The following is a 22,241-nucleotide window of genomic DNA, read 5'->3' as shown; positions in this document are numbered from 1 at the left end:
GCGACGAGGTGATCAGCGCTCGTCGCCGGGGCCGTGGAAGCGTCGTGGTGACTACTCGATGACGAGGTCGACCTCGATGTTGCCGCGGGTGGCGTTGGAGTAGGGGCAGACCTGGTGGGCGGTCTCGACCAGCTTGCGGCCGGTCGCCTCGTCCACGGTGTCGGGGAGTTCGACGCGCAGGGTGACCTTGAGGCCGAAGCCCTCGCCCTGCTTGCCTATGCCGACCTCGGCGGTCACGGCCGCGTCGGTGACGTCGACCTTCGCCTGCCGGCCGACGAGGCCGAGGGCGCTGCCGAAACAGGCGGCGTAGCCGGCGGCGAAGAGCTGCTCAGGGTTGGTGCCCTGGCCGTTGCCGCCCATTTCGACCGGAATGCCGAGCTGAAGGTCGATCTTGCCGTCGTTGCTGACCGCGCGGCCGTCGCGGCCGTGGGTGGCGGTGGCTACGGCGGTGTAGATCGCGTCCATGGAAAACCATCCCTCTCGGAAGTCTTTACGGAGTGACCGGCCCGGGTGTCCGGACCGCCTCACGACGATAAGTAGAGCACACAATTTAATTGCACACAACTAAATGGCCCGCTAGCGCTATCCTGGGTGCATGACCTCCACTCCCGCCGCCGCTCCCAGCACCGACTGGCTCCGCCTCGACCAGCAGATCTGCTTCTCCCTGAACGCGGCGTCGCGCGCTTTCGGCGGCGTCTACCGCGTGCTCCTCAAGGACCTCGGGCTCACGTATCCGCAGTACCTGGTGATGCTGGTGCTGTGGGAGCACGGCGAGCTGCCCGTCAAGAAGCTCGGCGAACACCTGCGACTCGACTCCGGCACGCTGTCCCCGCTGCTCAAGCGGCTGGAGACGGCCGGTCTGGTACGGCGTGAGCGCAGCGTCCGCGACGAACGCTCGGTGGAGGTACGGCTCACCGACGAGGGCGTCGCGCTGCGCGAGCGGGCGGTCGAGGTGCCGCGGCGGATCCTTGGTGCGACCGGGTTCGACATCGATGAGATCCGGGCGCTGCGGGAGCGGCTCGATCAGCTCACGGGGGCGTTGGACTCGGCGACGCTGGATGAGGCGTAGGCGCGGACACCGGCCGCATTGATTGCGTCGACTGCATCGACTGCATCGCCTGTGGAGGCATCCGGCGGATGTAGAGGGCCAGCTTCACTCGCCCTCGTACGTACTGCTGTCTTCGCGCGAACTCCCCGTCCACGACGTCGAGTTTGACCCGGTCGGTCGGGTCTCCGGGCACCCAGCGCGAGGGCAGCAGATTCGACTGCGCGACGATCCAGACCCGGTCCACGCCGGCGAGCCGCGCCCGCAACTCCCCCGGCCCCACCTCACGCCCGCTCAGCGTCCCGGACCTCGCCCCCGACTCCCCCAACGCCAGATCCCGGGCCCCGGCGAACGGCCTCGGATACGCCAACGCCGTCACCCGCCAGAACGACGGCAGGAACAACACGGGGTCGCCGGGGCGTAGTTCACGTCCGGCGAATGCGGAAACTGCGGCGAGATTCTCGGGGCGGCGCGCCGCGTCACGGTCGTTCCGGTAGGCGGGGAGGCCGTTGAGGAAGGGGACGGTTGCCGCCAGGACGCCGACGAGGGTGATGAGGTTGGCTCGGGTGGCGAGGGTGGTGAAGGGGGTGCTGTTGGCGAGGGGGGCGCGGCGGTTGGCCGTGAGGCCGGTGGTCGAGGGGCGTCGGGCGTCGGGGCGCGGGAGGGTCGTACGGTCAACTCCGGTGAGGGGTGGGCGGCTTGTGGCTGCGGCTAGCGCTCCGGCTGGGGATGGGGCTGGGGCTCCGTCTAGGGTTCCGGCCGCAGTTCCGTCCCGAGCGTCGGCTCGGATCCCGCCTCCAGCTCCGGCTTCGCCTCCGCCTCCGGCTCTGCCTCGGACGTCGGCTCGGGCCGCGGCTCCGTCCCGGGTGTCGGCTTGGGCCTCGCCTCCGGCTCCGGCTCCGGCTCCGGCTCCGGCTCCGGCTCCGGCTCCGGCTCCGGCTAGGGCTTCGATTGAGGCCGCGGCTCCGTCTAGGGCTCCGGCCGCGGCTCCGTCCCGAGCATCGGCTCGGATCCCGCCTCCAGCTCCGGCTTCGCCTCCGCCTCCGGCTCTGCCTCGGACGTCGGCTCCCGCTCCCGCTCCCGCTCCGGCTCCGGCTCCGGCTCCGGCTCCGGCTAGGGCTTCGATTGCGGCCGCCGCTCCGTCTAGGACTCCGGCCGCGGATCCCTCCCGAGCGTCGGCTCGGATCCCGCCTCCGGCTCTGTCTCGGACGTTGGCTCGGGCCTCGGCTCCGGTTCTACGGTCGCCACTCAGCCGGTCGCCGCTCGCGCTCGCCGCGCCCACCAACTCGCGGCGGCTCCCAGCCCCTGCCGCCAACCGCTCGACCTCCGCACGCCCAGCGGTCGGCGCCCCTCGTCCCTCCAGCCACAGCCACCTCACCGCCCCCACCAGCCGATCCGCCCCCGCCGCCACCAGCAGTGGTGCCCCCGCCAGCGCGTACAGCACATACCGCTCGTGGAACAAGGGCCGGAATTGAGACACCGTCAACAGGAGCACCGGCGGCACCAGCAGCAACGGCAGGGCGACCGACGTGAGCCGGCCGGAGCCGAGGCCGAGCAGGACCAGGAGGACCGAGGTCCAGAAGACGACGCCGGTCGGGGTGACGGCGAGGAAGTCGCGGGCGAGCCGTTCCGTCGTGTCCCAGTCCGGCACCCTCAGCCAGGCCACCTGCGCGGACTGCCGTTGGGACACCCAGGCCAGCGGCAACAGGGCACCCAGCGCGACACCCACCGCACGAACCCAGCCGAGCCACACCGTTCCGCGCACCCGCGCGGCCGCCAGCGTCAGCGCGTGCGCGCAGAGCACCAGGACCGCGAACTCGTGCAGCAGAAAGGTCACGGCGAGGACGGCGCCGTACGGCCACCAGGACTGTCCTTCCAGTGCCCGCACCAGGAGCAGTGTCGCCCCGGCCACGCCCGCCGCGACTAGGGCGTAGGAGCGGCCCTCCTGGGCGTAGTGGCCGGTCAGCGGGGTGATCGCGTAGAGGAGGCCGGCCCAGAGGCCGACGCGGGGGCGGGCCAGGCGGACGCCGAGGGCCGCGACGAGGCCCGCCGTCGCCGCCGCGCCGCACACGGACGGCAGGCGGAGGGCCACCTCGCCGGGATGGAAGGCGAGGACGGCGTGCATGAGGAGGTAGTACAGGCCGTGCACCGCGTCGACGCCGTGCAGCAGGTGCCAGATCTGCGGCACGGTGCGCCGGCCGACCAGGAACGTGACGCTCTCGTCGCCCCACATCCCGTCGCGGTCGAGCCCCCACAGTCCCAGCGCGAGCATGACGACCACCGGCACGACCACGGCGACGCCCCCCGCACGCGTCCGTCGCACGTGCCTGTACTCACCCTCACCTTGGCTGTCCACCTGGCTGATTTTGTACCGTTAGCAAGCTCTTACCGACGATTGACGGTGTATTAGCATTCCTGCGGCATTCACCCGGCTTACGATCCGCCATGATGAACGCCGTCCGCAGACACCGCCTCCTCGCCCTCACCCTCGCCTGGCTCGCCACCCGCGCGGGCATGCTCCTCCTACTCGCGTACAACGGCCTCCCCCTCCTCGGCCATGGCGGGGTCGCCCGGGAGGTGTGGCGCCTGTACCACCACTGGTACGGCGTCCTGTCGCACGGCGCGTTCCCGGCGCACGACCCGCTCTGGCAGTACCCGCCGGGTGCCGGACCCGTGCTCCTGGCCCCCGCGCTGTTGCCGGATCTGACGTACTTCCAGGCGTTCGTCGCCCTCACCCTCGCGACCGACGCCGTGATCACACTGACCCTGGCCCGCGCGGGCACCCGCCCCGGCCACAGCCTGCGCGGCGCCGCGTACTGGGTCACCTGCCTCCCCCTGCTCCTGCACATGCCCCTCGTCCGCTACGACGTGCAGGTCACGGCGTTCGCCGTCATCTCCCTGTTGACGTTGTCGCGCTCCACGCGTGTGTGCGGCGCGTTCGCGGCGCTGGGCGCGCTGGTGAAGGTGTGGCCGGCGCTGGTACTGCTGGGGATGCCGAGGGGGCGGACGACGCGGTCGGTGTGGTCGTGGGCGGTGGGGACGGGGGTCTTGTCGCTCACGTCTCTCGTGGTTTTGTTCAACAATCCTTTCGCATTCTTGCGCCAGCAGGGCGGCCGGGGCGTACAGATCGAGTCCCTCGGAGGTACCGCCCTCGGCCTGGCCACCCACGTCGGCTGGCCGGGGCAGGTGCACTACCGGTACGGCGCGATGGAGTTCACGGGACCGTACGTCTCCGCCGTCGCCGACGCCTCCCTCGCGCTCACGGCGGTCGCCTTCGGGCTTCTGCTGTGGTGGCGGATCCGGGCCCGCCGCTGGACCGACGCGACCCCGTACGACGCCGCGATGAGCGCCGTCCTGCTGTTCACCGTGACCAGCCGGGTGATCAGCCCCCAGTACATGATCTGGCTGCTCGGCCTGGCCGCCGTCTGCCTCACGTCACGGCACACCACCCAGCGCGCGGTGGCCGCGCTGATCGTGGCGGCGAGCGCGGTCAGCTCCGTCGAGTTCCCCGTCCTGTACGTCGACGTCATCCACTCCACCTGGACGGGCTGCGCCCTCATGGTCGTACGCAATGGTCTGCTGGCCGCCGCGGCCGTCCTGTCGTTCGTCCGCCTGTGGCGGTCGTCGAGGCCGCTCCCGGCGACGACGCACGCGCGCGTGCAGTCCCCCGGCCCCTACGGGGAGTCCCAGCAGTTGACCTCGGCACACTCCGGCGCCTGATTGACTGAGGCCCTCAGCGCGTGGAGTCCTGAAGCGCGCGAGGGACGCACCACCACGGATCGAGTGACGGAGGGGACGGCCGCACATGACCTGGCTGATCACCGGCGGCGCCGGCTACATCGGAGCGCACGTCGTGAGGGCGATGACCGAGGCGGGCGAACAGGCGGTCGTCTACGACGACCTGTCCACCGGCATCGCCGAGCGCGTGCCCGATGGCGTCCCCTTGGTGGTGGGTTCGACCCTGGACGCGGAACGGGTGGCCCGCACCCTCGCCGACCAGGACGTCACCGGAGTCGTCCACCTGGCGGCGAAGAAGCAGGTCGGCGAGTCGGTGGACCTGCCGTTGCACTACTACAGGGAGAACGTCGAGGGACTGCGTGTCCTCCTGGAGGCGGTGACCACGGCCGGCGTCCCGTCCTTCGTCTTCTCGTCCTCGGCGGCCGTCTACGGCATGCCGGACGTGGAGCTGGTCACCGAGGAGACGCCCTGCGTCCCGATGTCGCCGTACGGCGAGACCAAGCTGGCGGGCGAGTGGCTGGTCCGCGCGACCGGCAGGGCGACCGGCCTTTCCACGGCCTCTCTGCGCTACTTCAACGTGGCCGGCGCCGGCGCCCCCGAACTCGCCGACGTGGGCGTCTTCAACATCGTTCCCATGGTCTTCGAGAAGCTCACCGAGAACGCGCCCCCGCGCATCTTCGGCGACGACTACGCCACCCCGGACGGCACCTGCGTCCGCGACTACATCCACGTCGTGGACCTGGCCGAGGCCCACGTCGCCGCGGCCCGCGCCCTCCAGGCCTCCCCCGGCCGCGCCCTCACCCTCAACATCGGCCGCGGGGAAGGCGTTTCGGTCCGCGAGATGATCGACCGCATCAACGCGGTCACCGGCTACGACCGCCCCCCGACCGTCCACCCCCGCCGCCCCGGCGACCCGGCCCGCGTCGTCGCCTCCGCCGACCGCATCACCACCGAACTGGGCTGGAAGGCCAAGCACGACGTCCAGGACATGATCGCGTCGGCTTGGGAGGGGTGGGTGCGGCTGCATCCGGGGGCCGCGCGAGCCTGATGAGCGCGATCTGATGACCTCCGGTCCGATGAACTCCGGCCCAGTGAACGGCTGTTCCCGATCGGAACGCGCCCTGGGTGCCGTCCTCGGCTCCGCCGTCGGCGACGCTCTCGGCGCGCCCTTCGAGTTCGGTCCCGAAGGCGCCTTCTCCGCCCGTTTTCCGGTGCCCGGTGACGGCGGCGAGATGTGCGGGGGCGGCGGCTGGGACCCGGGCGAGGCCACCGACGACACGCAGATGGCCGTACTCGTCGCGGAGTCTTTGCTGGAGTGCGGCGGGCTCCACCTCCCGGACATGTTCCGGCGGTTCCGGCAATGGGCGGCCGCCGACCCGAAGGACATCGGCCTGCAGACCGAGGCCGTGCTGACCAGCGGCGACCCCTGGGACCTGGCCGCAGCCCTGCACTTCCAGTCGAGCCAACGGGGCGCCGGGAACGGTGCGTTGATGCGCGCCGCCCCGTCGGCCGTCCACTTCGCGCGCGCTGGACGCGACGCCACGATGGACGCCGCCCGCCGCATCGCCGCGCTCACCCACGGAGACCGCGCGGCCTGGGAAGGCACCGCCGTCTTCCATGAGCTGGTGCGCGTCGCACTGGCCGGTGACGACCCGCTCGACGCCGTCGCGGAGACGCTCCCGTCCGTCCACCCTGACCACCGGGAGCGCTACGGCGTCGTCCTCGCCCAGGATTGGCACCCCGACCTGGCGACGGAGTTCAACGGCGCCGTCTGGCCCTGCCTCGCCTCCGCCGTCTGGGCCCTGCGGACCACAGCCTCCTACGAGGACGCCGTACGCGCCGCGATCGACCTCGGCGGCGACACGGACACCGTCGCCGCCGTGACGGGCGGCCTCGCCGGGGCGGTGTACGGGAGCGCGGCGATCCCCGAACGCTGGACCGAGGCCCTGCACGTACCGCTGCCGGGGTTCGGCGGGCGGGTGCTGCGGGCGGCCGAACTCGGGGAACTGGCACGGCGGTTGGATCACGGGGGCGCCTGTTAGCCGACGGGCACGGCGGAGCCCTACAGCGCCTTGAGCCCCTCCGTCGTCGCCCGGGCGAGCGCCCCCAGGTACCCCTTCGGCAGCTTCGGGCTGCGGATCACCACGGCACGCCAGTACAGGGGGCCGGAGATCAGGTCCAGGGCCAGGTCCTCGTCCATGCCGGGGCGGATCTCGCCACGCCGTTCCGCCGCCGCGAGGATCTTGCTGGCCACACCCTCCTGGCCCTCGCGCAGCGCCTTCTGCATGGCGTCGGCGATCTCGGGGTTGCGGGCCGCCTCCGCCTGGAGGTCCGGGATGATCTGCGAGGCGACGGGATGACGCAGCGCCCGCGACGTCACCTCGTACAGCATCCGGAGGTCGCCCTCCAGCGAACCGGTGTCCGGCGTGGGCAGCCCCAGCACCGCGATCGCCGACACCACGTCGAGCACCAGGTGCAGCTTCGAACGCCAGCGGCGGTACACCGCCGTCTTGCCCACTCCCGCGCGCCGCGCGATCCCCTCGATCGACATCCGGGCATACCCGACCGCCGCCAGCTCCTCGAAGACCGCCGCCCGAATGGCTTCGGTCACATCCTCGCGGAGTACGGCCGCCCCGGCGGGGGTGCGGCGGCGCTGACGTGTCTGGGGCTCGTCGGCGTTCGTCGTCATAGCCCAAGCATAGGGGCGTTGCGACGAAACGGTTGCGTTCCGACGCGGCGCGTGTGTGGCGCGTTGCGACGAAACGGGCTCGTCGTAACGCGAGCACCGCGCGACGTGCGGCGCGCGACGGACCGGTGAACGGCACGTCGGGACGCAACCGGCTCGTCGCCGCGACGGAACCGATCCGTCCTCGCGACGCACCGGACTCGTCCCCGCGACGCGCCCGACGCGTCCCGACGTGCCGCTCTCCGCCCCGCCGTGCAGCCCATCCACCACCGCCTACCCAGAGCGTATCGACGCAACAGGCCCGTCCCGGCCCAAAACCTAACGGCCTCATCACATCCGTCACGACGAAACGGTTGCGTTCCGACGCCGAATCGGCCTACGCTCACGTTGCGACGATACGGTCCCGTTCCGACGTAAGAGAACGTAAAGAGAAGCGTAAGAAAACGCCGGACGACGGGACACGGCAGCCGGACGCACGCACCCCCTCCCCCCGAGCGAAAGCAGCGGATGTGAGCCAGGTCCTCCACACACCGCCCCATTCGCCGGCCCCGGCCGACGAAGACGACCTCGCGGCGCTCGCCGCACGCCACGGCCTCACGGTCAGTGGCGCCCGCCCCTCCCTGCGCGAGTACGTCCGCCAGCTGTGGGAGCGCCGGCACTTCATCACCGCGTTCGCCACCGCCAAGCTGACCGCGCAGTACAGTCAGGCGAAGCTGGGTCAGATCTGGCAGGTGATGACGCCGCTGCTGAACGCGGCGGTGTACTACTTCATCTTCGGCATCCTGCTGGGTACCAAGCGCGGCGTGCCGGACTACATCCCGTTCCTGGTGACGGGTGTGTTCATCTGGACGTTCACGCAGAGCTCGATCATGGCGGGCACCCGGGCGATCTCGGGCAACCTCGGCCTGGTCCGGGCCCTGCACTTCCCCCGGGCCGCACTGCCGATCTCGTTCGCGCTGCAGCAGCTCCAGCAGCTGCTCTTCTCGATGGCCGCTCTGGTCGTGATCCTGCTCTGCTTCGGTGTGCCGATCAGCTTCTCCTGGCTGATGGCGGTCCCGGTGCTGGTCCTGCAGTTCACGTTCAACGCGGGCGTCTCGATGATCATGGCCCGGATGGGCGCGAAGACGCCGGACATCGCGCAGCTGATGCCGTTCATCCTGCGCACCTGGATGTACGTCTCCGGCGTCATGTGGAGCATCGACAAGCTGACCAGCAAGGACCACCTGCCGCACATCGTGACGCTCGCCCTGGAGACCAACCCGGCGGCCGTCTACATCGACCTCATGCGCTACTCGCTGATCGACAGCTTCCACTCCAGCCAGCTCCCCCCGCACGTGTGGCCGGCGGCGTTGGGCTGGGCGCTGATCGCCGGAGTCGGCGGCTTCATCTACTTCTGGAAGGCTGAGGAGACGTACGGCCGTGGCTGAGCAGACCATCGAGTACCACACCGAGCGGACCCCCGTGGCCGCGGACAGCACGATCCCCACCGTCGTCTGCGACGGCGTCGACATCATCTACCGGGTCAACGGGACCGGCGCCGGACGCGGCTCCGCGACCGCCGCCCTCAACCGCATGATGCGCCGCGAGAAGGCCGAGAAGGCGGCGGGTGTCCGCAAGGTCCACGCCGTCAAGAAGGTGTCGTTCGTCGCCTACAAGGGCGAGGCGATCGGGCTCATCGGCACCAACGGTTCCGGCAAGTCCACCCTCCTCAAGGCGGTCGCGGGCCTGCTCCCGGTCGAGAACGGCCGTATCTACACCCACGGCCAGCCCTCCCTCCTCGGCGTCAACGCGGCCCTGATGGGCGACCTGACCGGCGAGCGCAACGTCTATCTCGGCGGCCTCGCCATGGGCATGTCCCGGGAGCAGGTCAAGGAGCGCTACCAGGGCATCGTCGACTTCTCCGGGATCAACGAGAAGGGCGACTTCATCACGCTGCCGATGCGGACGTACTCCTCCGGCATGGGCGCCCGGCTGCGGTTCTCCATCGCCGCCGCCAAGGACCACGACGTCCTCCTGATCGACGAGGCGCTGGCGACGGGCGACCGGTCGTTCCAGCGGCGTTCCGAGGAGCGGATCCGCGAGCTGCGCCAGCACGCGGGCACGGTCTTCCTGGTCAGCCACAACAACAAGTCGATCCGCGACACCTGCGACCGCGTGCTGTGGCTGGAGCGCGGTGAGCTGCGGATGGACGGGCCGACGGAGGAGGTCCTGGAGGCGTACGAGGCCTTCACGGGCGGCGCCGACAAGCCCAAGGCCCCGGCGGCCTGAGGGGGATCCCCGGGCCGCCTAGAGGTCCTCGTCCTGGAACACCCAGGTGCGGTAGACCAGGAAGCGGAACGCGGACGCGAGCACGATCGACAGGGCCTTCACGGCATTCGCCTCAAGCGGACCGTGGAGGCCCAGCCCGTGGTAGCCGACGTAGAAGAGGCCGCTCTCCATGAGGACGCCGATGCCGCTGAAGGCGAAGAACAGGGCGATCCGGCGGGCGCCGGGGGCGTCGCGGTCGCGATAGGTGTAGTAGCGGAAGCCGAGGTAGTTGCCGCCCATCGCGACGCAGCTGGCCAGGACGGTCGCGAGCATCGCGGGCCAGCGCAGGCCGTGCAGCAGGGCGTTGAAGACCGCGAAGTTGATGAGGACGCCGCTGCCGCCGACGATCCCGAATTTCACGACTTCCAGGACGACCTCGCGCACCGGTCGGACGGGCTCGGTCACGCGTTCCTCGGTGAGGTTCAGAGTCACGTCACCAGGCTTAGCGGGGCAGAGTAAGCCCTCCCCCTGATTACCCCTAAGGCACTCCGTGAACAGAGCGCCCCGAGCCATTGCGGCCCGGGGCGCCCCGTCGTCTTAGCGACTGCTGACAGACGACTTCTAAAGAAGGGTCGTAGCACCTACGACCCAGGGACTACGAGTGCGTGCGCAGCAGCGTGCGCATCGTGCGCATCGCCACCGACAGGTTGGCCAGGTCGAACGTCTCCGAGCTCTGGATCTCGTCCAGGGTCGTGCGCGCCCGGCCCAGGATCGCGGCGTTCTTCTCCTGCCATGTGATGAAGCGCTGCTCGGGGGTCGAGGTGCCGTTGCCCGCCGCGAGGATGTCGGCGGTGAGGGCCGCGTGGGCCGCGTACAGGTCCTCGCGGATGGAGGCGCGGGCCATGGACTGCCAGCGGTCCGCGCGGGGCAACTCGATGATGCGGTCCATGAGCTGGGTGATGTGGAGGCGGTCGGCGAGGTCGTAGTAGACCTCTGCTACGTCCATCGGGTCCTTGCCGGTGCGATCGGCCACCGAGACGATGTCGAGCGCCGGGAAGGCGGAGGAGAACCCGGCCACGCGCGTGGCGAGTTCGGCCGGGACGCCGGCGCCGGTGAGCTCGTCGTAGATCTGCTGGTACCAGTTCAGGTCCGCGCCGCGCAGCAGCTTGGGCAGCTGGGACCAGACCTGCTCGACCCGCTCGGCGAAGAACTCGACGGTCTCGGCGAGCTGGAGCGGCTGCGGCCGGTTGTTGAGCAGCCAGCGGGTGCCGCGCTCGCACAGGCGGCGCGAGTGCAGGCGGATGCGGGTCTGGACGGGCGCCGCGACGGTGTTGTCGAGCGCCTCGACGCCGTCCCACACCTCGGCGGCGTCGAAGATCGCGCGGGCCGCGGTCTGCGCCCGGACGATCTCTTCCAGGGAGGCGCCGGTCTCCTCACGGAGGCGGTGCAGGAAGCTCGTGCCGCCGGTGTTGACCGTGTCGTTGACGAGGACCGTGGTGACGATCTCGCGGTGCAGCGCGTGGGTGTCGATCTGCTCGGCGAACTTCTCGCGCAGCGCGGTCGGGAAGTAGGCGTGCAGCAGCGTGCGCAGGTAGGGGTCGTCGGGCAGCGTGGTGTGCAGCAGCTCGTCGGCGACCGTGATCTTCGTGTACGCCAGCAGGACGGCCGTCTCGGGGCTGGTCAACCCCTGTCCCTGGGCGAGGCGTTCGCGGATCTGGCGGTCCGTGGGCAGGAACTCCAGGGCCCGGTCGAGGTGGCCCTCGCGGACCAGGGTGCGCAGGAAGCGCTGCTGGGCGTGGAGCATGTCCTTGGACTGGGCGAGCGCGTTGGCGATCGCGGTGTTCTGCGCGTAGTTGTTGCGCAGGACGAGCGCGCCGACCTCGTCGGTCATCTCGGCGAGGATCTTGTTGCGCTGCTTGACAGTCATGTCGCCGTCGGTGACCAGGCCGTTGAGCAGGATCTTGATGTTCACCTCGTGGTCGGAGGTGTCCACGCCCGCGCTGTTGTCGATCGCGTCCGTGTTGATCTTGCCGCCCTGCTGGGCGAACTCGATCCGGCCGAGCTGGGTCAGACCCAGGTTGCCGCCCTCGCCGACGACCTTGACGCGCAGGTCGGCGCCGTCCACGCGGATCGCGTCGTTGGCCTTGTCGCCGACGTCCGCGTGGGACTCGGTGCTGGCCTTGACGTAGGTGCCGATGCCGCCGTTCCACAGCAGGTCGACCCGCGACTTGAGGATCGCCTTCATGAGGTCGGCCGGTGTCATCTTGGCGACCTTGTCCTCGATGCCGAGGGCCTCGCGGACGTGGGCGTTGACCGGGATCGCCTTCGCCGTACGCGGGAAGACACCGCCGCCGGCCGACAGCAGGTCGGTGTTGTAGTCGGCCCAACTGGAGCGCGGCAGCTCGAACATGCGGCGCCGCTCGGCGTACGAGATCGCCGCGTCCGGGGTCGGGTCGAGGAAGATGTGCCGGTGGTCGAAGGCGGCGACCAGGCGGATGTGCTCGCTGAGCAGCATGCCGTTGCCGAACACGTCACCGGACATGTCACCGACGCCGACGACCGTGAAGTCCTCGCTCTGCGTGTCGACGCCCAGCTCACGGAAGTGCCGCTTGACGGACTCCCAGGCACCGCGCGCGGTGATGCCCATCTTCTTGTGGTCGTAGCCGGCCGAGCCGCCGGAGGCGAAGGCGTCGCCGAGCCAGAAGTTGTAGCTCTCGGCGACCCCATTGGCGATGTCCGAGAAGGTCGCGGTGCCCTTGTCTGCGGCGACCACCAGGTAGGTGTCGTCCTCGTCGTGCCGGACGACGTCCGCCGGAGGGACGACCTCGCCGGCCACCAGGTTGTCGGTGATGTCGAGCAGGGCCGAGATGAACATCTTGTAGCTGGCGATGCCCTCGGCGAGCCAGGCGTCCCGGTCCACGCTCGGGTCGGGCAGCTGCTTGGCGACGAACCCGCCCTTGGCGCCGACCGGCACGATGACGGTGTTCTTCACCATCTGCGCCTTGACCAGGCCGAGGATCTCGGTCCGGAAGTCCTCCCGCCGGTCCGACCAGCGCAGCCCGCCGCGCGCGACCTTGCCGAAGCGCAGGTGCACGCCCTCGACGCGCGGCGAGTACACCCAGATCTCGTACGCCGGTCGCGGCGCCGGCAGGTCCGGGATGGCCTGCGGGTCGAACTTCATCGAGACGTACGCGTGCGCGTGCCCGCCGAGCGCCTCCTGGAAGAAGTTGGTGCGCAGGGTCGCCTTGATGACGGTCAGGAAGGAGCGCAGGATGCGGTCCTCGTCGAGGCTCGCCACCTGGTCGAGCGCCGCGTCGACCTCTTCGAGGAGGGCGTCCACGATCTCGCGTCCGGCCCGCTGCCGGTCCGGCGACATCCGCGCCTCGAACAGGGAGACGAGGAGCCGGGTGGTGTGGACGTTGTTGCGGAGGGTGTCCTCCATGTAGTCCTGGCTGAAGGTCGAACCGGCCTGCCTCAGGTACTTGGCGTACGCCCGCAGCACCATCGCCTGCCGCCAGTCGATCCCGGCGCTCAGCACCAGCGCGTTGAAGCCGTCGTTCTCGGCCTGCCCGGTCCAGGTGGCGGCGAACGCCTCCTGGAACCGCTCGCGTGCGTCGTCGCCGAGGTGGTCCCCGTTGCCGTTCTGCGACTTGGGCATCCGCAGCCCGAAGTCGTAGATCCACGCGGTCGTACGGTCCGAGCAGCGCAGTTCGTACGGCCGCTCGTCGACGACCTCGACGCCGAGGCGGCTAAGGACGGGCAGCACGGCCGAGAGGGAGACCGGGGCGCCCTTGCGGTAGATCTTGAAGCGGCGCTCGTCGGGGGCGGCGCCCACCGGCTCGTAGAGGCTCAGCTCGAAGGTCTGCTCCTCGGTGAGCTCTTCGAGGTGGACCAGGTCGGCCACGGCGGCGCGCGGGGAGTGGTCCGCCTTGTAGCCCTCGGGGAAGGCGTTGCCGTAGCGGCGCACGAGTTCGGCCGCGCGCTCCTCGCCGCACTCGGCGTTCAGCGCGTCGCCGAAGCCGTCGGCCCAGGAGCGGGCGGCCTCCACCAGGCGGGCCTCGATGCGGTCCTTGTCTGCGTCGGACAGCTCCGGCAGCTCGGTGCCCTGCGGGACGCGGACCACGAAGTGCAGCCGGGAGAGGATCGACTCGGTGTTCCAGGCGGTGAAGTCGACGCTGATGCCGTCGAGCTCTTCTTTAAGGATGTCGATGATCCGGAGGCGTACGCCGGTGGTGTAGCGGTCGCGCGGGAGGTACACGAGGGCCGAGTAGTAGCGGCCGTACTCGTCCTGGCGCAGGTAGAGACGCAGTCGCCGGCGCTCTTGCAGGTAGAGCACGGACGTGACGATGGACCGGAGTTCGTCGACCGGGGTCTGGAACAGCTCGTCGCGCGGGTACGTCTCCAGGATCTGCAGCAGGTCGCGCCCGTCGTGGCTGTTGGGCGAGAAGCCGGCGCCCTCCAGTACCTCGTCGACCGTGCGCCGGATCACGGGAACCCGGCGGACGGACTCGGTGTAGGCGGCGGACGAGAACAGGCCGAGGAAGCGGCGCTCGCCGACGACCTCGCCGTTCTTGTCGAACTTCTTCACGCCCACGTAGTCGAGGTACGACGGACGGTGCACCGTGGAACGGCTGTTGGCCTTCGTCAGCACGAGGAGCTTGTGCTCGCGGGCCTTGGCCCGGGCGTCGGCCGGGAGCCGCTCGAAGGACGGGCTCACCGGGTGGCTGTCCTCGCCGCCGTGCTGCGGGTCGGAGCGCAGGATGCCGAGGCCGGTGCCGGGAACGGCGGCGAGGGAGTCGTCCTCGCGGAGCTGGTACTCGCGGTAGCCGAGGAAGGTGAAGTGGTCGGCGGCCAGCCAGCGCAGCAGCTGACGGGCCTCCTCGACCTCGCTGGAGGGCAGGTCGGAGGCGGTCGGCTCGGTGGGCAGCTCGTCGGCCATCCGCAGGGCCGAGTCCCGCATCTTCTCCCAGTCCTCGACGGCCTCTCGGACGTCGGACAGGACGCGCAGCAGGTCGGCGGTGATCTGCTTCAGGTCGGCGCGGTCGGTCTCGCGGTCGATCTGGACGTGGATCCAGGACTCGGTGTGCGCGTCGTGCGGCAGCTCGTCGGCGGGCGGGGTGGTGAGTACCTCGATGAGGTTGCCGGTGAGATCGCGGCGGACGACGATCTGCGGGTGGATGACGACGTGGATGCCGCGGCCCTGGCGGGTCAGCTCGTTGGTCACCGAGTCGACGAGGAAGGGCACGTCGTCGGTGACGACCTCGACGACGGTGTGGCTGCACGTCCAGCCGTTCTCCTCGACCGTCGGGGTGTGCACCCGTACGTTCGCCGTGCCCTGGGGTCGGGTCTCGGCCAGCCGGTAGTGGGAGAAGGCGGCACCGAAGACGTCGACCGGGTCGCGGTCCGCGAGGTCCTCCGGGGCGGTGTGCAGGTAGTAGCGCTGGAGGAACGCGAGCACGGTCTCCTGGTCCGGAGTGCTCTCGTCCGTCATCCCGGTGGGTAGATGCCCCCCGACCGGACTGTTCTCAGCTACCCGAGCAGCCCTTTCGAGCAACTCGGCCTTTGCTTCGTCCAGCTTGGTCTGCATTGTCCTCTGGCTCCTGTCGCGCGCCGTTGCGTGACGTAGAAGGAAGTACGGTGTCTTCCCCTGCGGCTCGACGCCACGGCCCGGGTTCTCCGGTCTGCTCAGACGCTATGCCGCAAGGTGAGATGAGCGGTGGGTTATCAGCCATTTTCGGCACGCCCGACGGATGTGACGCTGCTCTCTGTCGCGCCGGTACCGGGGGTGTGCACGGCGTCCTGGGAGCCCTTGGAGCTCCGTCCCGCCCGCGCGGGCCTGTCGGACAGGCCCTGGGAAGACCAGCGACCGCCGCCCGGTCACGGATGTGGTCCGTGGTCGCCGGGCGCGGAGCAGGGGCGACGATGCCCCCGCGAAATATCGCGCTGATCACGCCACAAGGCTATCTCTCCTCACCGGGGGCTCGTCATGAGCCGGTTGTGTACAAAACAGAGGGTGGAACTTTGACGTTATGCACAGGGGCGCAGAGCATGAAATCGTCGTATTCACGGGCAGTCGGGACGGTGACGATGCCTGAGCCGCGCGGCCTCTTGGCGAACGAGACCTCTTGGCAAGGACACCGGCGCGAGGCACGTTGCCCAAGAGCTCATGCGTCCACGAGCCCTTGAGGCCGCGGACCCGTGAGCCCATGACGCCCGGCGGAGACGCCTGCCACGGCCACAGAGGAGCGCACCGACATGACAGCGAAGATCCTCATCGTCACCGGCGACGCAGCGGAGTCGCTGGAGGTCCTCTACCCCTACCAGCGCCTGCGCGAGGAGGGCTACGAGGTCCACATCGCGGCTCCCGAGCGCAAGAAGCTGCAATTCGTCGTCCATGACTTCGAACCCGGCTTCGACACCTACACCGAGAAGCCCGGCTACACCTGGCCCGCCGATCTCGCTTTCTCCGAGGTCGATCCCGGCCAGTACGCGGCCCTCGTCATCCCCGGCGGGCGGGCCCCCGAGTACCTCCGCAACGATCCCGAACTCCGCAAGATCCTCAAGTCCTTCTTCGACACGGACAAGCCCGTGGCCCAGATCTGCCACGGCCCCCTGCTCACCGCCGCGATCGACGGCCTGCGCGGCCGGCGCGTCACGGCGTACCCGGCGCTCGAACTCGACATGCAGTCCGCCGGCGCGACCTTCCAGGACGCCGAGACGGTGGTCGACGGCACGCTGGTCTCCGCTCGCGCGTGGCCGGATCACTCCAGCTGGATGCGGGAGTTCCTGACGGTGCTGCGGTCTAAGGCGCCGGTGACGTGACCTTGGCGGTCGGAGTGGCGTGACGTGGGTGCGTGGCGTCTCGTGAGGCGCCGCGTCTCTGAGGCACAGAGCCCTTGGGACGCGATGCTTCAGAAGGCACCGCCTCTGAGGCGCCGCGCCACGTCACACCACCCAACAGGTCACCGTCACGCCGCCAGCCGCTCGGCCTCCGCGACGGCCTCCGCCAGCGAGTCCACCACCGGTACGCCGACCCCTTCGAGGCTGGCCCGGCTGTGCGAACCGCCGGTGTAGAGCACAGCCCGCGCACCCACGTGCAGGGCGGCCACCGCGTCGTCGGCGGCGTCCCCGATCACCACGGTGCGCGCTGGGTCCACGCCGGTCAGCGCCCCGAGGTGCCGCACCATGTGCTCGGCCTTGCTCCCGCCGGAGGGGCCGGTGCGCCCGTCGACCCGTATGAAGTGCGGTTCTATCCCGAACTCCCTTACCAGCGGGACGAGTTCGTCATGGCCGTACATGCTGAGGATCGACTGGCTGCGACCCGCGGTCCGCCACCCCGCGAGCAGGTCCACCGCGCCCTCGGTGAGACCGCAGACGACGCGGTGCTCGGCGTAGTACCGGTGGAAGGTCACGTCCATGACCTCCCACTCGGCGTCGGTGGGCAGCCGCCCCATCAGCCGCTCGTAGAACTTGGGCACCGGCACGCAGTACAGCGCCCGGTACTCCTCCATCGTGATCGGCGTCAGCCCCAGCTCGGCGAACGCCGCGTTCGTCGCCCCGATGATCGCGTCATTGTCGTGGAACAGCGTGCCGTTCCAGTCCCAGACGATGTGCGCGCTTCCTTGCATCCCCATGCCAAAAAAGTACCCGCCGCCACTGACAATCAAGATAATCGCAGGTCAACGGGCACCGTCGCCGAGCAGGCTCAGTCGGCCGACCCGACGAGGTTCGGGATCTCCTGCGTCGCGTACCAGAGCAGCTCGTGGTCCTCGGCCCCGTCCACGACGAACTGCGCGTCGTCGTCCCCGCGGTCGGCCGCCGGAAGCGCGTCGGCGGCGGCGCTCACGTCGCCCTCCGCGTCCCCGAGATCCACGTGTACGGCGGCCGCCTTGGCCAGCGCCACGGTTCCGGTCACCCGCACCTCGCCGAGCGCCGCCGGGTCGAGTCCGCGGTCGGGGTCGGCGTGCGCGGTGCCGTTGGGTACGTCGACGGCGACCACGACCCGGCGCCGCGGCGCGTCGGGGTGGACCGCCAGCAGCCGCAGCGAGGCGAGCGCGGCCCGGTTCAGCGCCGCGTACTCCAGCTCCTCGATGTCGTCGGAGAGGTACCACTCGCGCAGCGCGGGCGTCACGGCGTACGCGACGAAGGGTCCCGTCCCCAGCTCACCCGTCTTGTACGCCTCGGCGAGACCGGGGAGGGTCAGGGGGACGTAGACGCGCATGGCCGACCGCTTTCGTAGTTCGGAGAGTGCCTCGGGGAAGACGGTTCCGCGGACGGTGCCACGCCTCCGTGAGGGCCTCCAGGATACGTGCGGGGGTCCCCCATCGAGTCCCCACCCGCACCTCTGAGAGCGTCCACCCCACGCCGGTGATTCACCCGGCACGCTCTTGCGGCGACGGGCTTCCGGCCCTCCGGATCACTCGGATAAGTGAACATTCCGGCCCCTCCGACCCGCGCCGCGACGTCCTTGCTCCGCCTGCCCACGGCCCCGTACAAGATCCCCAACCAGCAAGTTACTTCCCGGTACATCCCGGGCCGACCAAACGGGGACCCTCATGCACAAGGTCATGACCAGGACCGCCCAGCACACCCCGACCCGCCCCCCGACCCGCCGCGACCCCCGCCGCCCCGGTACGGCTTCGCCTCGCGGACAGGGCGGGGGAACGTCCCGTACGGCGCCCGCGGCGCAGAGCGCGGCTCCGGCGTCGGCTCCCGGCCGGCGCGCAGCCCGTACAGCGCCCACTCGGACGCCAGGCCAGGGTTCAGCTTCTACGGCTCTCACGCCGCCGCCGGGCCACCGCACAGCCCCTACGACGTCAGCTCCCGCGGCAGGCCGAGCCGCTCCCCGCACCCCGGACCACGCCGACCCCCGCACCGTGCCCGCCCAGGCCGCCCGCAGCCGCGTCCCGCAGCCCCGCCCCACCGACCTCTTCGCCGACCGTCTCCTCGCCGTGCTGAGCGGTCAGCGGCCCGTCCACTGGATGCTCCGGCACACCGCCGGCCGCGCCTACGACGAACTGGCCCGCCTCGCCGAACACGGCCCCCTGCGCGCCACCCGCGGCACGCGCCCGGTGGTTCGCGACATCGGCTATTACGTCGCCCGCGAGGGCGCCGTGGAGGCCTTCGCCCGCATCGGCGCAGGTGACCAGGTACGGGCCATGGCCTTCCGCCTGGAACGTGGCGCGGATCTCCGCTGGCGCTGTACTGCGGTGGAACTGGGCGGCCCCCGCGCCCCGCACCCGGACGACGACTGAGCAGGCCTGACGGCGGACCAGGCTTACGACGGTTGTGGGGCTGGGGCTCTGTGACTGTGGGGCTGGGGCAGGCGAGCAGGCGAGCAGGCGAGCAGGCGAGCAGAGCATCCGTCCGCTACGCCGGGTCGCCCCGTCGCGCCGCTCGACACCCCCGTCGAACCCCCTGCACCCCGGCACCCCGGCACCTGCCCGCAACCCCGCCCTCCCGCCCGCGCACATGCCGAAGGGCCGGGCACCGTAACGATGCCCGGCCCTTCAAGGTCCTCCACCGGAAAGCGGCGGCCCCGACAAGCTCAACCCCTCACCCAAGGGACCGCCCGTCACGGCTCACCGTCCGGCCCGCGGAGCGACCGTCACTTCTTGCGGCGGCTGCCCCTGCGACCCTGCTTGCGGCGCTCCGCGCGCGTGAGGCCGTCCGCCTCGGAGCGCACGGGCTCGTCGTCGCTGGTGAAGTCGCCCTCGACGATGCCACCCTCGCCGTCCACGCTCGGCGCGGAGAAGTGCAGCCGGTCCGGCCGCTGCGGGGCGTCGAGCCCCTTGGCGCGGATCTCGGGACGCGCGCTCGCCTGCGCGGGCACCGTGTCCTCCTTGTCGAGGGAGGGCTTGTCGTCCTCCACGAGGACTTCCTCGACCTGCTGCTCGACCTGGACCTCCAGGTTGAACAGGTAGCCGACGGACTCCTCCTTGATGCCGTCCATCATGGCGGTGAACATGTCGAAGCCCTCACGCTGGTACTCGACCAGCGGGTCCTTCTGGGCCATCGCGCGCAGGCCGATGCCCTCCTGGAGATAGTCCATCTCGTAGAGGTGCTCGCGCCACTTGCGGTCCAGGACCGACAGCACGACCCGGCGCTCCAGCTCACGCATGATCTCGGAGCCGAGCTGCTCCTCACGGCCCGAGTACTGCTCGTGGATGTCGTCCTTGATGGACTCGGAGATGAACTCGGCGGTCAGACCGGCCCGGTCCCCGGCCGCCTCCTCCAGCTCCTCCACGGTGACCTTCACCGGGTAGAGCTGCTTGAACGCGCCCCACAGGCGGTCAAGGTCCCAGTCCTCCGGGAAGCCCTCGGCGGTCTCCGCGGTGATGTACGCGTCGATCGTGTCGTCCATGAAGTGGACGACCTGGTCCTGGAGGTCCTCGCCCTCCAGGACGCGGCGGCGCTCGCCGTAGATGACCTCGCGCTGGCGGTTGAGGACCTCGTCGTACTTGAGGACGTTCTTGCGGGTCTCGAAGTTCTGCTGCTCGACCTGCGACTGGGCGGACGCGATCGCGCGCGTGACCATCTTGTTCTCGATCGGCACGTCGTCCGGGACGTTCGCCATCGACATCACGCGCTCGACCATCTGGGCCTTGAACAGCCGCATCAGGTCGTCGCCGAGGGAGAGGTAGAAGCGGGACTCGCCCGGGTCACCCTGTCGGCCGGAGCGACCGCGCAGCTGGTTGTCGATACGGCGCGACTCGTGCCGCTCAGTGCCGAGGACGTAGAGGCCGCCGAGGTCCTTGACCTCTTCGAACTCGTCCTTGACCGCCTGCTCGGCGTTCTCCAGGGCACCGGGCAGGGCCTGGGCCCACTCCTCGATGTGCTCCTCGGGGTCGAGGCCGCGCTGGCGCAGCTCCGCCTCGGCGAGGTCGTCGGGGTTGCCGCCGAGCTTGATGTCCGTACCGCGGCCGGCCATGTTGGTCGCGACGGTCACGGCGCCCTTGCGGCCGGCCTGGGCGATGATCGGCGCCTCACGGTCGTGCTGCTTGGCATTCAGCACTTCGTGCTGGATGCCGCGCTTGGCGAGCTGCTGCGAGAGGTACTCGGACTTCTCGACCGACGTCGTACCGACGAGGATCGGCTGGCCCTTCTCGTGCTTCTCGGCGATGTCGTCGACGACCGCCTCGAACTTCGCGACCTCGGTGCGGTAGATCAGGTCGGACTGGTCCTTGCGGACCATCGGCCGGTTGGTGGGGATCGGGACGACGCCGAGCTTGTAGATCTGGTGGAACTCGGCGGCCTCGGTCATCGCCGTACCGGTCATGCCTGAGAGCTTGCCGTAGAGGCGGAAGAAGTTCTGCAGGGTGATCGTGGCGAGGGTCTGGTTCTCGTCCTTGATGTCCACCCCTTCCTTCGCCTCGATCGCCTGGTGCATGCCCTCGTTGTAGCGGCGGCCGGCGAGGATACGGCCGGTGTGCTCGTCGACGATCATGACCTCGCCGTCGATGACGACGTAGTCCTTGTCCTTCTTGAAGAGTTCCTTCGCCTTGATGGCGTTGTTCAGGTAGCCCACCAGCGGGGTGTTCACCGACTCGTAGAGGTTGTCGATGCCCAGCCAGTCCTCGACCTTGGTGACACCGCCCTCGTGGATGGCGACCGTGCGCTTCTTCTCGTCGACGTCGTAGTCGCCCGTCTCCTCCAGGCCCTTGAGCGGGTTGCCGGCCTCGCCCTTCTTCAGGCGGGTGACGAGCTTGGCGAAGTCGCCGTACCACTTGGTGGCCTGGTCGGCCGGGCCGGAGATGATCAGCGGCGTACGGGCCTCGTCGATGAGGATCGAGTCGACCTCATCGACGATCGCGAAGTTGTGGCCGCGCTGCACCAGTTCGTCCTGCGACCACGCCATGTTGTCGCGCAGGTAGTCGAAGCCGAACTCGTTGTTCGTGCCGTACGTGATGTCGCACGCGTACTGCTCGCGGCGCTGGGCCGGGGTCATGTTGGCCAGGATGCATCCGACCTCCAGGCCCAGGAACTTGTGGACGCGCCCCATCATCTCGGAGTCGCGCTCGGCCAGGTAGTCGTTCACCGTGATGAGGTGGACGCCGTCCCCGGAGAGGGCGTTCAGATACGCGGGCAGGGTGCCGACCAGGGTCTTGCCCTCGCCGGTCTTCATCTCGGCGACGTAGCCGAGGTGCAGGGCGGCGCCGCCCATCATCTGCACGTCGTAGTGACGCTGGCCGAGGACGCGCTTGGCGGCCTCGCGCACGGTGGCGAACGCCTCGGGCAGCAGGTCGTCCAGGGTCTCACCATCGGCGTAGCGCTGCTTGTACTCCTCGGTGAGGGCCTTCAGCTCGGCGTCGGAGAGGTCGACGAAGTCCTCTTCGATGGAGTTGACCTGGTCCGCGATGCGGTGCAGCTTGCGCAGGATCTTGCCTTCGCCTGCACGCATGATCTTCGAGAGGACGGACACGGGGGTTGGTCTCCTTGCCGGTCGGGCCTGGGACGGTCGGTTTCCAATGACATGACTGAGCAACGGCCATCGTATGCGAGGACCCCGCCACGCCGGGAGCCTGC

16 protein-coding genes are annotated in these 22,241 nt (G+C 70.0%); 8 read left to right on the top strand and 8 right to left on the bottom strand.

What is annotated here, in order from left to right; genetic code table 11:
- Window positions 1-51 precede the first annotated feature (51 nt).
- Window positions 52-465, bottom strand: a complete 414-nt coding sequence (locus tag ACGFY9_RS37905; RefSeq protein ID WP_019056748.1) for an organic hydroperoxide resistance protein — start codon at window positions 463-465, stop codon at window positions 52-54.
- 130 nt (window positions 466-595) lie between these two features.
- Here ACGFY9_RS37905 and ACGFY9_RS37900 point away from each other — a divergent pair, with 130 nt between their 5' ends.
- Window positions 596-1,069: a MarR family winged helix-turn-helix transcriptional regulator gene (locus ACGFY9_RS37900; protein ID WP_393761976.1), complete on the top strand. Its 474-nt coding sequence runs from the start codon at window positions 596-598 to the stop codon at window positions 1,067-1,069.
- Here the strand turns inward: ACGFY9_RS37900 and ACGFY9_RS37895 are convergent.
- Window positions 1,029-3,317: a hypothetical protein gene (locus ACGFY9_RS37895; protein ID WP_393762321.1), complete on the bottom strand. Its 2,289-nt coding sequence runs from the start codon at window positions 3,315-3,317 to the stop codon at window positions 1,029-1,031. The two genes, ACGFY9_RS37900 and ACGFY9_RS37895, sit on opposite strands and share 41 nt — an antisense overlap.
- Before the next feature lie 176 nt (window positions 3,318-3,493).
- On the opposite strand from ACGFY9_RS37895, the gene ACGFY9_RS37890 reads away from it, so the two are divergent.
- The 3 genes from ACGFY9_RS37890 to ACGFY9_RS37880 all read left to right on the top strand — a co-directional run bounded on the left by ACGFY9_RS37890 (window position 3,494) and on the right by ACGFY9_RS37880 (window position 6,825).
- The gene (locus ACGFY9_RS37890; RefSeq protein WP_393762320.1) at window positions 3,494-4,765 is read left to right on the top strand and encodes a glycosyltransferase 87 family protein; all 1,272 of its coding nucleotides are present in this window, start codon (window positions 3,494-3,496) and stop codon (window positions 4,763-4,765) included.
- An 85-nt stretch (window positions 4,766-4,850) separates the two neighbouring features.
- The gene (gene galE, locus ACGFY9_RS37885) at window positions 4,851-5,831 is read left to right on the top strand and encodes a UDP-glucose 4-epimerase GalE (RefSeq protein ID WP_393761974.1); all 981 of its coding nucleotides are present in this window, start codon (window positions 4,851-4,853) and stop codon (window positions 5,829-5,831) included.
- A 13-nt stretch (window positions 5,832-5,844) separates the two neighbouring features.
- On the top strand, window positions 5,845-6,825 hold the full coding sequence (locus ACGFY9_RS37880; protein WP_393761972.1) for an ADP-ribosylglycohydrolase family protein: 981 nt from the start codon (window positions 5,845-5,847) through the stop codon (window positions 6,823-6,825).
- A 20-nt stretch (window positions 6,826-6,845) separates the two neighbouring features.
- On the opposite strand, the gene ACGFY9_RS37875 is transcribed toward ACGFY9_RS37880, so the two are convergent.
- Window positions 6,846-7,472, bottom strand: coding sequence for a TetR/AcrR family transcriptional regulator (locus ACGFY9_RS37875; RefSeq protein WP_393761970.1), 627 nt, complete (start codon window positions 7,470-7,472; stop codon window positions 6,846-6,848).
- 506 nt (window positions 7,473-7,978) lie between these two features.
- On the opposite strand from ACGFY9_RS37875, the gene ACGFY9_RS37870 reads away from it, so the two are divergent.
- Window positions 7,979-8,896 (top strand): ABC transporter permease, encoded by a 918-nt coding sequence (locus ACGFY9_RS37870; protein ID WP_393761968.1) that lies wholly within the window; start codon window positions 7,979-7,981, stop codon window positions 8,894-8,896.
- Window positions 8,889-9,737 (top strand): ABC transporter ATP-binding protein, encoded by an 849-nt coding sequence (locus tag ACGFY9_RS37865; protein ID WP_393761966.1) that lies wholly within the window; start codon window positions 8,889-8,891, stop codon window positions 9,735-9,737. The genes ACGFY9_RS37870 and ACGFY9_RS37865 overlap by 8 nt, the downstream gene beginning before the upstream one ends.
- Before the next feature lie 18 nt (window positions 9,738-9,755).
- On the opposite strand, the gene ACGFY9_RS37860 is transcribed toward ACGFY9_RS37865, so the two are convergent.
- Both ACGFY9_RS37860 and ACGFY9_RS37855 read right to left on the bottom strand, forming a co-directional pair.
- Window positions 9,756-10,208, bottom strand: a complete 453-nt coding sequence (locus ACGFY9_RS37860) for a GtrA family protein (protein WP_393761964.1) — start codon at window positions 10,206-10,208, stop codon at window positions 9,756-9,758.
- A 163-nt stretch (window positions 10,209-10,371) separates the two neighbouring features.
- A complete protein-coding gene (locus ACGFY9_RS37855; protein WP_393761962.1) occupies window positions 10,372-15,303 on the bottom strand; it encodes an NAD-glutamate dehydrogenase in 4,932 nt (1,643 codons plus the stop codon).
- A gap of 668 nt (window positions 15,304-15,971) precedes the next feature.
- Here ACGFY9_RS37855 and ACGFY9_RS37850 point away from each other — a divergent pair.
- Complete coding sequence (locus ACGFY9_RS37850; protein WP_393761960.1) at window positions 15,972-16,538, top strand: DJ-1/PfpI family protein; 567 nt, start codon at window positions 15,972-15,974, stop codon at window positions 16,536-16,538.
- Between the two features lie 146 nt (window positions 16,539-16,684).
- On the opposite strand, the gene ACGFY9_RS37845 is transcribed toward ACGFY9_RS37850, so the two are convergent.
- Together ACGFY9_RS37845 and ACGFY9_RS37840 are read right to left on the bottom strand one after the other, a co-directional pair.
- Entirely contained in the window at window positions 16,685-17,350 is a 666-nt protein-coding gene (locus ACGFY9_RS37845; RefSeq protein WP_393761958.1) for an HAD family hydrolase, read from the bottom strand.
- A 71-nt stretch (window positions 17,351-17,421) separates the two neighbouring features.
- A complete protein-coding gene (locus ACGFY9_RS37840; RefSeq protein WP_393761956.1) occupies window positions 17,422-17,937 on the bottom strand; it encodes a DUF6912 family protein in 516 nt (171 codons plus the stop codon).
- A 334-nt stretch (window positions 17,938-18,271) separates the two neighbouring features.
- On the opposite strand from ACGFY9_RS37840, the gene ACGFY9_RS37835 reads away from it, so the two are divergent.
- Window positions 18,272-18,970 carry an Rv3235 family protein gene (locus ACGFY9_RS37835; protein ID WP_393761954.1) on the top strand — a complete coding sequence of 233 codons (699 nt, stop codon included), beginning with the start codon at window positions 18,272-18,274 and terminating at the stop codon, window positions 18,968-18,970.
- Window positions 18,971-19,323: 353 nt separating this feature from the next.
- On the opposite strand, the gene secA is transcribed toward ACGFY9_RS37835, so the two are convergent.
- The gene (gene secA, locus ACGFY9_RS37830) at window positions 19,324-22,137 is read right to left on the bottom strand and encodes a preprotein translocase subunit SecA (RefSeq protein ID WP_033287184.1); all 2,814 of its coding nucleotides are present in this window, start codon (window positions 22,135-22,137) and stop codon (window positions 19,324-19,326) included.
- Between the last annotated feature and the right edge of the window lie 104 nt (window positions 22,138-22,241).

The organism is Streptomyces sp. NPDC048504, assembly GCF_043200035.1.
Lineage (GTDB): Bacteria > Actinomycetota > Actinomycetes > Streptomycetales > Streptomycetaceae > Streptomyces.
Note: the sequence above shows the minus strand (reverse complement) of the source record. Positions and strands in the feature narration are given on the sequence as shown.